Source organism: Bifidobacterium sp. JNUCC 75 (assembly GCF_054819865.1).
Map to the genome: position 1 here is coordinate 807,661 of NZ_JBTHIF010000001.1, position 12,992 is coordinate 820,652.

10 protein-coding genes and 1 tRNA gene are annotated in these 12,992 nt (G+C 63.7%); 1 reads left to right on the forward strand and 10 read right to left on the reverse strand.

Annotated elements, in window-relative coordinates; genetic code table 11:
- Nucleotide 1 precedes the first annotated feature (1 nt).
- The 8 genes from ACVWNW_RS03425 to ACVWNW_RS03460 form a co-directional block, all read right to left on the reverse strand.
- Nucleotides 2-1,351, reverse strand: a complete 1,350-nt coding sequence (locus ACVWNW_RS03425; protein WP_454483051.1) for a Maf family nucleotide pyrophosphatase — start codon at nt 1,349-1,351, stop codon at nt 2-4.
- A complete protein-coding gene (gene thrB, locus ACVWNW_RS03430; RefSeq protein ID WP_454483053.1) occupies nt 1,341-2,393 on the reverse strand; it encodes a homoserine kinase in 1,053 nt (350 codons plus the stop codon). Before thrB ends, ACVWNW_RS03425 begins: the two co-directional genes overlap by 11 nt.
- A complete protein-coding gene (locus ACVWNW_RS03435; protein ID WP_454483055.1) occupies nt 2,393-3,733 on the reverse strand; it encodes a homoserine dehydrogenase in 1,341 nt (446 codons plus the stop codon). Before ACVWNW_RS03435 ends, thrB begins: the two co-directional genes overlap by 1 nt.
- Nucleotides 3,734-3,840: 107 nt before the next feature.
- Nucleotides 3,841-5,412 (reverse strand): diaminopimelate decarboxylase family protein, encoded by a 1,572-nt coding sequence (locus tag ACVWNW_RS03440; protein WP_454483057.1) that lies wholly within the window; start codon nt 5,410-5,412, stop codon nt 3,841-3,843.
- Between the two features lie 26 nt (nt 5,413-5,438).
- Complete coding sequence (argS, locus tag ACVWNW_RS03445) at nt 5,439-7,196, reverse strand: arginine--tRNA ligase (RefSeq protein ID WP_454483059.1); 1,758 nt, start codon at nt 7,194-7,196, stop codon at nt 5,439-5,441.
- Between the two features lie 43 nt (nt 7,197-7,239).
- A complete protein-coding gene (locus ACVWNW_RS03450; protein ID WP_046323372.1) occupies nt 7,240-7,629 on the reverse strand; it encodes a Rid family detoxifying hydrolase in 390 nt (129 codons plus the stop codon).
- Between the two features lie 103 nt (nt 7,630-7,732).
- Nucleotides 7,733-9,487, reverse strand: a complete 1,755-nt coding sequence (gene spxB, locus ACVWNW_RS03455) for a pyruvate oxidase (RefSeq protein WP_454483062.1) — start codon at nt 9,485-9,487, stop codon at nt 7,733-7,735.
- A 288-nt stretch (nt 9,488-9,775) separates the two neighbouring features.
- Nucleotides 9,776-9,851, reverse strand: a tRNA-Arg gene (locus ACVWNW_RS03460).
- Nucleotides 9,852-10,215: 364 nt separating this feature from the next.
- On the opposite strand from ACVWNW_RS03460, the gene ACVWNW_RS03465 reads away from it, so the two are divergent.
- Nucleotides 10,216-10,845 (forward strand): CYTH domain-containing protein, encoded by a 630-nt coding sequence (locus tag ACVWNW_RS03465; RefSeq protein ID WP_046323900.1) that lies wholly within the window; start codon nt 10,216-10,218, stop codon nt 10,843-10,845.
- A gap of 37 nt (nt 10,846-10,882) precedes the next feature.
- On the opposite strand, the gene ACVWNW_RS03470 is transcribed toward ACVWNW_RS03465, so the two are convergent.
- Nucleotides 10,883-11,848, reverse strand: coding sequence for a co-chaperone YbbN (locus ACVWNW_RS03470; protein WP_046323374.1), 966 nt, complete (start codon nt 11,846-11,848; stop codon nt 10,883-10,885).
- Nucleotides 11,849-11,965: 117 nt separating this feature from the next.
- A complete protein-coding gene (locus ACVWNW_RS03475; protein WP_046323375.1) occupies nt 11,966-12,991 on the reverse strand; it encodes a hypothetical protein in 1,026 nt (341 codons plus the stop codon).
- Nucleotide 12,992 lies beyond the last annotated feature (1 nt).

Sequence of the window (12,992 nt, forward strand, 5' to 3'; positions counted from 1 at the left end):
CTCAGCCTTCGGCTGCCAGAACCTCCAAGCGTTGCCTGAAGTGCGGCCAGTCCTGTCCGAAGGCCTTCAGAAGGGGCAGGTCCGCGACCTTGTCCAGGTCCACCCATTCCAGGGCAATGCTCTCATCGTCATTCATGCGGGGATCGACTTGGTGGCCGGAACGCTCGAAGGCCAGTATGGTCGTGTAACCCCAGGGGCCGTGGTCCTCCAGGTAGGAGCCCACCACCTGAATGTCCTCCGGGCGGATGTTGGCTTCCTCATAGCTCTCGCGCAGGCCGCCCTCCAAGGGATTTTCCCCGTCGGAGATGGCGCCGCCCGGCACACCCCAGGTGCCGCCCTCGGCGCTCCAGCGTGCCCGGTGCTGCAAAAGCACACTGACCGGCGCGCCCGTGCGGGCATCACGCCGGGCCAGCAAAACGCCGGCAGCCCCGTTGAGCCCCCAGTGTCGCTTGCCGCAGGCGCAGTCCACCCACCCGTCGCCGGGCTGATGGACGTTCTCCACGGGAGCGACCAGTCCCTCAGGGCCATGCATCGATCCATCAGTCTGCTGCCGCTCGGGCATGACTCGTTCGGCCCACAGGTCAGGCCAGGAGACGCCCAGCTCCTGGGCCAGGGCGCGTAGGGTGGGCATACTCAATCCCATCACTCCACTGGGATCACCCTCGATGCCCTGGATGAAGGCGCTGCCCAATCCCTCCAAGGTGAAGGATCCAGCCACCTCAAGGGGTTCGCCTGTGGCTACATAGGCCTGCATGGATGCCCGGTCATAGTCTCCGAAGGTCACTTGAGCACTGCTGACCGCCCGGACCTTTCGTCCGGTGGCCAGATCGATCAGACAATGACCGGTGACCAGGGTACCTGTTTGGCCGCGCATGGCCATCAACCGCTCCATAGCATGTTCTGGCTTGTGAGGCTTGCCCATGACAGCCCCGTCCATGCTGAACAGCGAGTCACACCCCAACAGGAGGGGCCCGCGCCCGGCGCCGATCATCCCGCCCCAGGCCCCAATGACCCGGCTCATGGGATCCCGGGAGGATGCACCTGAATCACCCTGGCTCAGAGGCCTGAACGTAACCAGATCGCCCCGGGATCGTCTTTCGGCATCCTTGACGGCATCCAAGGTCGCTTGGACAGCCGAAGCCTTGGCCTCAGCCAAGACACTGACCCGTTCGCACACATCCAGGTCATCCAGGCGACAACCCAGTTTACGGGCCCGTTCCGCAAGCACAGCCGGCTCATCGACCTTTGAGGGTCGAATGATGGGGTCAATGCCGGCCTGGACCAGAAGCCGCCGCCTGGATGGAGAGGATGATGCCAGGATCAGCGGGATATGCCTGTCTTCAGTGTTCACGATTGCCTTCCTGGTCCCGTTCCACCTGGACCCCCTGGCAGTCCACGTCCAAGGACAGGATCCGCCAGCGACCGGAATCCAGATAGTCCCTGGCAAGGGTCCGCAGCTCATTTTCGGCATCCCCGTAGTGCAGGACGATAATGCAGGGTCCAGCCCCTGAGACGGCCGCCGCATAGCCCTGACGACGCAGGAGCTGCAGGAGCTTGGTGGAGGACGGCATGAGCCCGGCCCGGTATGGCTGATGGAGTCGATCCTGGGTAGCTACAAAGAGCAAGGAGTTAGCTTCGGCAGCCTGCCCGATCGTCTCGGTCCCCAGGTCATCCAGTGACCCTGGGTTCAGCGCGCCGGGAATCAGGGCCGCCCGAGAAAGGTTGTGGACAGCATCCGCATAAGGCACCCTGTTGGGCAGGGCCTGTCGGGCCTTCTGTGTGGACAGATGGGCGCCGGGAACGAAAACCGTGGCCTTGATGGCCGGGTCCACCTTGTAGCGCAGGGTGTGGTAGCCGCCTTCCAAGGGCGCGCCCCCGGCTATGGGCAGGGAACCCACCCCCTCGCCAGTGGCCAAATCATAGGAGACGGTCAGTCCCCCGTAAACGGCAGGCGCCACGTTGTCGGGATGCCCCTCGATCTGGGCGGCCAGTGCAAATACGGCATCACGGCGCAGGGGACCGGCGTGGGCGAAGGCAGCAGCAGCCGCAATCCCGGCCACGATGGCCTCAGCGCTGGATCCCAACCCCCTGGCCTGGGGGATACGATTGACGGCTCTCATGATGAAGCCGAACCGTGGCAGTCCAAAGACCTGGCAGGCCCGCCGGAATGCGGAAACAACCAGGTGGGTCTCGTCTCGGGGCAGGGTCCGCTCTCCCTCGCCTTTGATGACGACATAGGCGGTGGTGTCGCCCGGGTCAACGGAACGGGTGAAGACGATCTCGTCATGGTAGTTCAGCGCCAGACCGACTGCATCGAAACCCGAACCCAGGTTGGCGCTGGTGGCTGGCACACGCACCCGGACAGTGGATGGGCCCTCTGTGACTGCGGTCATCACTGGGCCTGCCGATCGAATACGCGCAGGATGGAGGCCTGACCGGTGACCGAGTCGAAGGTGGAGATCCGCTTGACCACCTGCCGCAGGGTCACCTCGTCGCATAGATGGGTGACCACGCGCAACTGCTGGATCTCGCCGCTGTAGCCCGGGTCATGCAGGGTGGGCTTGATGTCCTGGTTGACTCCGTTGATGGAAATGCCCGCCTCGGAGAAGACCTGGGCAATGGCCGCCAGCACGCCAGGCTTGTCGTGGATCAGAAAGCGGACAGCAAAGGCGGCCCGGGATGCATCCAGCGGAGCCATGGGGATGTTGGCGTACATGGGGATTCCCGGACCCATGCCATGCTGGACGATGTGGCGTGCCTCGGTGACCACGTCCCCCACAACGGCTGATGCTGTGGGCGCTCCGCCGGCACCCCGACCGTAGAACATGAGATCGTCGGCGGCCTTGGCGGTGACGAAGACCGCGTTGAAGCTGCCATGGACCGAGGCCAGAGGGTGGCTGTCGGGGATCAGCGCCGGGTAAACCCGGGCGGAGATGCCCTGCTCCCCGCGTTCAGCCACAGCCAGAAGCTTGATGACCCTGTGCTCGGTCTGTGCGGCCGCAATATCATCGGCGGTGATGGCGCGGATGCCCTCCACAGGGACATCATCCAGGCGCACATCGGTGTGGAAGGCCAGCGTAGCCATAATGGCGGCCTTGGCGGCCGCATCCAGCCCGTCCACATCGGCAGTGGGGTCCGCCTCAGCGAAGCCCTTGGCCTGGGCATCGCGCAGGGCCTGGTCGAATTGAAGACCCTTGGTGGTCATCTCATCCAGAATGTAATTGGTGGTCCCGTTGACGATGCCTACCAGACTGGTGATGCCGTCGCCCACCAAGGACTCGCGCAGGGGCCGCACGATGGGGATGGCTCCGCCCACAGCCGCTTCGAAGTAGATGTCGACGCCCCGTTCTTCGGCGGCCCGGTAGAGCTCAGGGCCGTGCTGGGCCAGCAAGGCCTTGTTGGCGGTGACCACACTGGCGCCGGACTCGATGGCCTTGAGCAGCAGGGTGCGGGCCGGCTCGATCCCGCCGATCAGTTCGATGACGATGTCCGCCTTAGTGACTAAGTCGGCTGAGTCTGTGGTCAGCAGGGACGGATCAATCCAATCAGCCTTGACCTTGTCAGGATGGAGGACGGCGATACCTACCAGCTGCAGGGGACGGCCCACTCGACTGGCCAGATCCTGGCTCTGCTCCACCAGGAGGCGGGCAGTCTGTGAGCCCACGGTCCCAGCCCCCAGAAGTGCTACGCGGATGGGCCTGACGGCCTCCTGCTGCTGCATGCGTTCAGGCATATGGTCCTCCATCCGCCCCAACGGGGCCTGTCTCCGGGTGTTGCTCCATCTTAGAAAGCCAATCCGACACCCCTACCCCAGCGGCTGGTTCCATCCGAGGGCGAGTCTCATCCCTGGTCCAAGGCCAGCAGATCATCCATGGTCTGCCGCCGTAGCATCAGCTGGGCACCAGACTGGTCCAGGCCCACCACAGGGGGAATCAAAGCCTGGTTGTAGTTACTGGCCATGGTCCGTCCGTAGGCGCCGGTCACCGGTACCAAAATCAGGTCACCACGGCGAATATCCGCGGGCAGAGGCACATCCTGCACCAGGATATCCCCCGATTCACAGTGCTTGCCCACCACACGGGCCTGGATCCGGTCCACGCTGCCATGTCGGTTGGCAAGGACAGCGGTGTACTCGGCTCCATACAGGGCCGGACGAATGTTGTCACTCATGCCGCCGTCAACCGAAACGTAGGTGCGCACGCTTCCGTCAGACAGGGGAACGGGCTTGACGGTGCCCACCCGGTACAGGCTCATGCCACATGGGGCCACGATCCAGCGGCCGGGCTCGAAGGCGATGACCGGCATGGGCATGCCCAAGCGGCGGTTGATGGCGGCCATGTCAGCCCCCAGGCTGGTCAGGGTCTCGTCCAGGTCCATCCGATCCTCATCTGGAGTGTAGGGCACGGAGAAGCCGCCCCCCAGATCAACCTCAGGCATCAGGTATCCGTCGGTGGCCCAGAAGGTATGCCGCAGGAGCATCATGCGCCGGGCGGCCTCGATGAAGGCCGAAGAGTCATGGATCTGAGAGCCGATATGGGTATGGATGCCCACCAGCTCCAGTTCCCGCTCATAGGAACGAATCTCCTTGAGCAGGGCGATAGCCGGTCCGTCGGCTAGAGCGGACATGGCTTTGATCCGGGCAGGATCGGCAGGTTCAGCAGGCTCGTTGGCAACCGAATACAGTGCCGAAGACGACGGGGAGACCACAGAATCACCAGGAGCCGAAGAGCTGTCATTCTTCGTGGCCGCCGGAGTCGCTGCCCCAGCCTGCCCTGAGGACCCAGGCTCAGCGCCCAGGTCCAGCAGACTCACGTCGGTGCCCTGGGGCAGCAGGGGGATGCCAAACTTCTGATCCTCGTGTGCGGTGGAAATGTACTCGTGACCGCCGGCGTGCACCCCCACGGTCACCCGGAGCATGACCTTGGCGCGACGGCCCTGTGCCCTTGCAGCAGCGGCGATTCGGGCAGGCTCGTCGGGCGCATCGATAACGATGGCCCTATAGCCCTCCCTCACAGCCAGGTCGATCTCCTGGTCGGACTTGTTGTTGCCGTGCAGGACCAGACGGCGGCCAGGGGCGCCGGCAGCCTGAGCAATCAGCATCTCGCCCAGGGAGCAGGTATCAATATCCAACCCCTGGCGCAGCATGATCCGCACGGTCTCCTTGCTAAGGAAGGCCTTGCCCGCGTAACTGACCCTGGTGGTCGCACCGCCCAGGTCTCGCAGAGCCGCCTGGCGGAAGGCCGAGGCCCGTTCCGCCATCATCGCGGTGTCCATCAGATACATGGGGGTGCCGTAACGCTTGGCCAGATCTTCCATAGAGCACCCGTGCATGCTCAGCATGCCCTCATGGTCCTGCTGCAGAGCCTCGGGCCAGAACCCATCGGACCCCAACCCGCACATCCCTGTCTCCATCAACGACCTCCCGGTGACCTTCAGGCTTACATACGGTCCGGGGCCTGGACGCCCAGCAGCTCCAGACCATTGGCGATGACCTGCTGCACAGCGTCATTGAGCCGCAGACGTGCCGACGCACGGGCTGGCTGTGGATTCCTGTCCTCGTCCTGGTCCAGATCTTTACGGCCGGTGGGTTCCATGGGCACCACGCGCTCCAGGTTGTACCAGCGGTGATAGACCCCAGCCAGCTGCTCCAGGTAGTGGGCCACCCGATGGGGAGCCTTCTGGTCGCCTGCAGTCTGAACCACATTGGGATAGAGGGCCAGGACGCCCAGAACATCGTTGTCGGCAGCGGTGTCCAACAGGGACAGGTCGGCGCCGGACCGGTCGATGCCCGCCTGGGCTGCGTTTCGATCCACATTCCTGGAGCGGGCGTGCGCGTACTGCACGTAGTAGACAGGGTTGTCGTTGGTGTGCGAAGCCAGCAGGTCCAGGTCGATGTCCACGCTCTGGTTGTAGTCAGTGCGGGCCAGGGAATACCGGGCGGCATCCACACCCACGGCATCCACCAGATCGTCAATGGTGACCACGTTGCCTGCCCGTTTGCTCATGCGCACGGCCTGACCGTCCTTGATGACGTTGACCATCTGGCCGATCAGGATCTGCATGTTCACACCTGGGGTGTCCCCGAAGGCTGCGCAGATGGCCATCATCCGGCCGATGTAGCCGTGATGGTCGGCGCCCAGCATGTAGATGGCCTCGTCGCAGGGATCCTTGGGCCTGCGTCGCTTGTTCAGATAGTAGGCGATGTCGGCCGCCACATAGGCTGCGTGGCCGTCGGACTTGATGATCACCCGGTCCTTGTCGTCGCCGTAGGTGGTGGAGCGGAACCAAGTAGCCCCGTCCTTCTCGAAGATGTCGCCCTTGGCCCGCAGCTCATCAATGGCCCGGTCCACCTGGCCGGACTCATACAGGCTGTTCTCATGGAACCAGACATCGAAGTTGACCCGGAAGTCACGCATGGACTGCTGGATCTCGGCGAACATCATGGGCACGGCCCGGGTGCGGAAGGCCTCGCGCTGGGGGCTGTCACCTTCGGCGCCGTCCTCGTCCTGCACCCTGGGCATAGCCAGGATGTCCTGCCCCTGGTCGGCGGCTTCCTTGACTACCCGCGAGGCAATCTCGTCAATATACGAACCCTTGTAGCCGTCAGCAGGCACGGGCTCGCCGTGGGCCGCCGCCACCAGCGAGCGGGAGAAGCGGTCGATCTGCGTGCCGTGATCATTGAAGTAGTACTCCCTGACCACCTTGGCGCCGTTGGCCTCCAGGACCCGGGCCATGGAGTCGCCCACAGCCGCCCAGCGTGTGCCGCCGATATGGATGGGGCCCGTAGGGTTTGCCGAGACGAATTCCAAATTGAGCGTGCGTCCGCTCAGATGATCGTTGCTTCCGAAGGCGGATCCCGCATCCAGGACCGCATCAACCACAGCAGCCGCCGAGGCCGAATCCAAGGTTATGTTGATGAAGCCGGGCCCGGCCACATCCACCTGGGCGATCCCATCGGCCTCTCGTAGGGCCTCAGCCAAGGCCTGCCCCAATTCGGCAGGCCTCATGCCAGCCTTCTTGGCCAGCTGCATGGCGATGTTGGTGGACCAGTCCCCGTGGGAGCGGTCCTTGGGACGCATAACCGCCAGATGGTCGGCATCAGGAACCATGTCGGGCTCCAGGTTTCCCAGGCGGCCCGACTGGGCCATCTGGACGGCGGTCGAAGAGATGATACGGGCAAGTGCTTCAGGACTCATGCCCTCAAGTCTAGCGACGGCGGGGACCAGCAACCGACCTGTCTCAGGCCAGGGCCACGACCTCGATCTCGACCAGGGCCCCCTTGGGGATGTCCGCGCCACCGAACGCCACGCGGGCCGGCCGCACCGAGCCGATGAAAACCTGGGAGTAGGCCTGATCCACCTCGGTGAAATCCTCCACACGCCGCATAAGGATGGTGGCTTTGACCACCTTTTCCATGCCGGTGCCGGCTGCATCCAAGATGTTCTTGACGTTCTTCAGAGCCTGGGTAGCCTGGTCAGCAGCAGTACCCTCCACCAGCTCGCCGGTGTCCGGGTCGATGCCCAGCTGTCCGGAGACAAAGACAAAGCCCCCGGCCTTCACAGCCTGACTGTAAGCCCCCAAAGCCTGAGGCGCATATGGCGTGCCGATCTCTTCCGGTCCATCTTCCATGAGTCCGTCCTTTCTTCAGGTCCGCCGCACCCATGTCGGGCCGAAGCCCCGGGCGGACACCGTCCACTATAGGAGTGCCCGCCCGGCAGAAGCGGTACCAGTCTCAGCCCTTGCGAGCCTCCTGACCCATCCAGTAGGCCAGGGAGCGCAGGTCGCCGGCCTCGTAGGTCTTGACGAATTTCTCGACCTGGTCCGGATCCGAGCAGGTCTCCGGGAACCGCATGTAGCGGGTGTCCAGAGGGCTGGCTCCTGTCAGCTTGATGTCGATGACCGAAGACCTGTCAGCCTTGCGGGCCTCGGAGAAGGCGTGGCGCGCATCGGCCACCGTGCGCACAGTGAAGCCCAAGGCACCCATGCCCTCGCCGACCTTGGCCCAGTCGGTATCGGGCAGGTCCACTCCGCTCAGAGGCTGATGGCTGTCATCGCGCTGCTCGGCCTCGATGTAGCCCAAGGATTGGTTGGAGAAGACCACGTTGATGACCGGGGCATGGTACTTGAGCTGGGCCAGCACCTCCTCGCCGAGCATGGCGAATCCGCCGTCGCCGCTCAGGGAGTAGACGGTCGATTCCGGATGCTCCAGCTTGGCAGCCAAGGCGGCCGGCACGGCATAGCCCATGGTGGCGTGCTTGCCGGAGACAGTCCAGCGGTTGGTGGGCTTCAGGTGCAGCAGACGCAGGAAGTCGATGTCCACATTACCCACGTCGGGGATGACAATGTCATTGTCCTCAAGCTGCTCATCGATGATGTGGTAGACGGGCTCGGGCCTCAGGGGCGTGCGGGTGTCTTCGTTAAAGGAGGCCAGCCACTTGTCCCAGTTCTCTTTGCTGCGCAGGCAGGCCCTGTAGAAGACGGATTCCTTCTGGTCCTGGCCGGCGGCGGTTATCGCCTTGAGGGCCTCGCGGGCATCGGCCTGGATGGCCAGGACCACGTTGGCCTGGAAGCGCTTGCCCAGCTTGACAGGGTTCAGGTCGATCTGGATGACCTTGGTGTTGGGAGTGACGAACATGGACCCGAAGGGGTTGTCCGAACCCACCCAGACCGTCAGATCCGAAGTGTAGATGGCCTCCGTGGCGGTCTTGGTGGCCACACGGCCGGCCGACTGCAGGTAGGCAGGATAGGTGTCCTCTACGATCCCCTTGGCCGGGAATGTGGAAACCATGGGCATCTTGAAACGCTCGGACATGGCGACCAGTTCATCGCGGGCCCCGGCAGCGCCTTGGCCGAAGTAGAGCAGCGGGGCCTTGGCGGACTGAATGATTTCAACTGCCTTGCTGACCTGGTCGGCCGCGGGCTTCAGCGGCTCCGGCTTGCGGAAATTAGGCGCAGATGCCACCGGGCGGTCGTTAATCTCGGCCCAAGCCAGATCCTTGGGAATGATGACCACGGAGACCCCGTGGCTGGCATAGGCGCGGCGGATGGCCTCATCCACCAGGGCCGGCAACCCCTGAGCGTTGGTGGCGGCCCGGGCGAATACGGCCACATCGGTAAAGATAGGCACCTCGTCCATGGCCTGGAAGAAGTCCATGTTCATAAAAGCCTGGGGCACCTCACCCACCAGGGCCAGCACCGGCACGCCGTCCTCACGGGCATCGTAGAGGCCGTTGAGCAGGTGGACCGCACCAGGGCCAGACGAGCCGAAGCAGACACCAATCCGGCCAGTCAGCTTGGCCTCGCCGGCGGCAGCCAGGGCTCCGGCCTCCTCATGACGGACCTGGATGAAGTCGATGCGCTCGCGTTCGTTGTGGATGGCGTTCATCATAGAGTCGAAGGAACCGCCGGGCAGGCCATAGATGCGCGGCACCCCCCACTGCTCCAGGACGTGAAGGACAGCATCCCCTGCATTGATTCGATTGGCCATGTGAACTCCTTTGCTTCACCGGGGAAAGGATGCTCCGCCACAACGCGGAAACGTCAGTCCTCCCCGACGTTCGGTCTTACCCTTTCACTATGGCACCTGAGAAGGAAGACACGAGCGGGCCAAGGGCCATGTTCCTCAAAAGCTTAGTGATTCACCACACATATCGTGACGCATAGCGTGCGCTTGTTTCATCCAGCGAGTGCCATAATCATGATCCTGTGCACGATGACAGACGGGAATCGTATAAAGAAACCCCCCGCGATCTTCCTTGCCGCAGGGATTTCATCCTGGTGGGCTCGAAGGGATTCGAACCCTCGACCTTCTGTTCCGGAGACAGACGCTCTATCCGCTGAGCTACGAACCCGACAGCCACCTTCCAGTGGACAACAGAGACCATACTAGGACACTTTGCGCATTTTCGCACCCATGCGCGTCCTGACGTGTCGGTCCGGCTCCAGCCACTCTCGGCGTGTTGCCGCAAGATTCCGGGCGTTTCATAGGTATCGTGATGGCAAGGCCTCGTGCCACCGCCCCGGTTGCGCCATTGCATCCTCATGCGGTGGCGCGAAGCCGCCAACATTCCCGGATGATCTTCTCTCGGGATAATTTACACTGTAGTTCCTTCACCCGGCCATCACAAGCGGCCTTCACATACCTGGACCATGAAACGGGCTGTGGACAGCAAATGGTGGCAGCAACCGGCCTACCGTACCATGGGAAGCATGGCCATGGATGAGGACGAGGACGATTTCGAGTTCGAACGCAGATTCTTCTGCCGGAACCTTCCTCGGGAGCTGCTCAGGGAGAGCCGACCGACCCTGATCGTGCAGAGCTACTACGTGCATGAGGACAACTTTGCCCTTCGTGTGCGTCTGCAGGGCCAGGTGGATCCAGTGGTACCCATGACGGCCCGGACCGATGCCCTCCACACTCTGCTTGAGGAAGGCGACCACTTCGACGCTGCCTCAATGACAGCCAAGGGGCCCTCCGTCGGCGGCACCCGCTACGAGGCCGAAAGGGCCATCGATCCGGGAATCGCCCTGGAACTGATTCTGCGCGGCGGCATTCCCATCGTCAAGAACCGGTATGGGGTCTGGCTGGACGAGGACTGGTGGAACCTGGATGTCTTCGGAGACGGCAACGCTCCCCTGGTGGTGGCCGAAGTGGAGCGGACCGGCCCGGTGACCGACCTGACCATCCCCGACTTCTGCGCCACGGAGATCACCGACGACCCGCGGTTCTCCAATGACGGTCTGGCTGACCACCCATTTGGCGACTGGGCGACCGACTTCGACCGAGAGTTGAAGGCCAGCGGACCGCGCTTCCTGACCAACTTCGACGGGAACCGCGAGTCCTGACCCAGGACCGGTTCAGGCCGGTACGCGGCAACCTAAATCAGTACATCAGCGTGGACAAACGGCGACGGGCCTTGGCCAGCCGAGGATCGGTCGGTTCAGGAATAACGAAGTACTCCAGCAGACGGCGACGGATGGGATCGGTCTGATCCCGGTGCCCGGCCAGAAAGTCCAGCAGGCGATCAAAGGCATCCTGGATCTGGCCGCCGATCATGTCCACATCGGCCACATCCAACTGGGCCTGCAGGTCGTCAGGGGCATCTGCAGCCGCCTGACGGACCTTACGGACATCGGCCTGGGCCGACCGGGCCATCAGCAGGCACTTGGCCTGTTCACGCTTGGCCAGGTCGTCGGTCGAGTCGGCCTGAACCAGCTTGTCATAAGCCTCGGCTGCAGCTGCATAGTCGCCCTCTTGGGCCAGTCGGTGGGCCTCCTGATGGGCAGGAGGGATGGCATCAGCCGCTGCTTGTCCAACCTGCTCGTCCTGCCCCTGGTCGTTGGTCTCCTGGTAGGGGGCGCTGCCAGTGATACCGGTCTTCTGCGCCATCTGGACCACCTGTGGGATGAGCTGATCGGTGATCTGGTTCATCTCCTCATCGGTGGGCAATCCTTGCAGGATGGGCATGGGCCTGCCGGCCAACAGGGCAAAGAGGGCCGGGGCATCCTGCACCTGGAAGGTCTGGGCGATCTGCGGATTGGTCGCGATGTCGATACGGGAGAGCTGAATGCGCCCCTCCAGGGCGTTGACGGCCTGGGCCAGGCGTGTGGCCAGGGGGAAGAGGCGGTCATCGGTGGGCACCCAGAGCAGAATCAGAATGGGGAAGGTGGCAGAGGTCTGAACCATGGCCTGGAAACTGGCCTCGGTTGTATCGATAACGTAGCCGCCGGCAGCGGGCGCCCCTCCCTGCTGGCCTGGCTCGGCATCAACCTGGTGCTTGAGCGCGCCCAGGTCGACTGCTCCTGCCAGCGAGACGCCCGGCTGCCCCTGCCCGTTTTTGTTCGCCATGTCAGTCCTCCTTAACCTGGCGGCCGCCGACTGCAGCTTCGGTCCGCCCTCGAATGCAAACTCCTGGAAGCCAATCTAGTCTAAAGTCCGGGCTTTCACCTAGCGCAATCCCGCCGTTCAGACCGCTTCCACCTTGATGGGCTCGCGCTCGGCGCCCACGGCCCTGATGGGCTCGTGCGAATCCGCCGAGGGCACGTAGAGGGCGATCACGTTGACATAGGTGACCTTCATAGTGCTGGTGGGCTTGCCCTGTCCAAAGAGGGCCTTCTCGGCATCCGAGGCGGGCGAGGACTCGCGGCCCTCACCCGCCTGCCTGGTCCAGACCGAATCAATCCGGGCCACGACCAGGTCGCCCCCATCGGAAGAGTGCATGACCCGCAGCTGCCCCTGTGCCGGGGTGAAGGTCTGCGACTGGCTGCCCTTGTTGGCTTCGATTCCCTGCTGAACCACCTGAGTCAGCGTACCCAGAGAGTTGCGGAAGTCATCCTGGGCGAACTCCTTGGCATACTTGCTGCCCTGGGGGTTCTGCAGGAGGTCGGCATAGCGGCGCACCGCCTCCACCGGCGTAGCCTTGAGACCCTGATCGTCGCCCTGACCCATCCTGGCGCCGATGGTGGCTACCGGGAACTTGGGCAGCTGGGCTCCTTGGAAGAGCCGTGCCACACCCCAGAGCTTATAGTTCTCATGGGCGGACTCCTGGTCCAGAACCAAGAGGCGCTTGGACTGCTGATCCTGCGTGGTGGTGGTAATCGAGAAGACTGAGCGCGGCCAGCCCGGATCGCCGGGAATGACCGTCTGGGCGATGGTGGTAGGGATGGCCGTCTTGGGATCCAGCTGCCCGGTGGCCTTGGCTATGGTCAGCTCGCTGGTGCGGATCTCCAGCTGGGGACCGCTGACTCGCTGGTCCAGCCCGGCCGGATCCTTGGCCTCATTGGCCCGGTCCAGAACAGCCCCGATGCTCTTGCGGATGCGGGCCTCCTGGGCCGGGGTCAGGTTGGGCGCAGGAGCAGTGGTTGCAGTGCTCTGAGGCTCGGTTCGGCTGGCCTGGGGAACCTGCCCCTCGCAGGCGGACAGCCCCGGCAGAAGGCCCAGGGACAAGGCCAGCGCCGCTGCAACCCCTACCCTGTTCATCGGTTTGTTCATA

Coding starts and splice junctions, on each gene's coding strand:
- thrB (WP_454483053.1), bottom strand. CDS start 2,393: ATGACCGCAGTCACAGAGGGCCCATCCACTGTCCGGGTGCGTGTGCCA.
- ACVWNW_RS03435 (WP_454483055.1), bottom strand. CDS start 3,733: ATGCCTGAACGCATGCAGCAGCAGGAGGCCGTCAGGCCCATCCGCGTA.
- ACVWNW_RS03440 (WP_454483057.1), bottom strand. CDS start 5,412: ATGGAGACAGGGATGTGCGGGTTGGGGTCCGATGGGTTCTGGCCCGAG.
- argS (WP_454483059.1), bottom strand. CDS start 7,196: ATGAGTCCTGAAGCACTTGCCCGTATCATCTCTTCGACCGCCGTCCAG.
- ACVWNW_RS03450 (WP_046323372.1), bottom strand. CDS start 7,629: ATGGAAGATGGACCGGAAGAGATCGGCACGCCATATGCGCCTCAGGCT.
- spxB (WP_454483062.1), bottom strand. CDS start 9,487: ATGGCCAATCGAATCAATGCAGGGGATGCTGTCCTTCACGTCCTGGAG.
- ACVWNW_RS03465 (WP_046323900.1), top strand. CDS start 10,216: ATGGATGAGGACGAGGACGATTTCGAGTTCGAACGCAGATTCTTCTGC.
- ACVWNW_RS03470 (WP_046323374.1), bottom strand. CDS start 11,848: ATGGCGAACAAAAACGGGCAGGGGCAGCCGGGCGTCTCGCTGGCAGGA.
- ACVWNW_RS03475 (WP_046323375.1), bottom strand. CDS start 12,991: ATGAACAAACCGATGAACAGGGTAGGGGTTGCAGCGGCGCTGGCCTTG.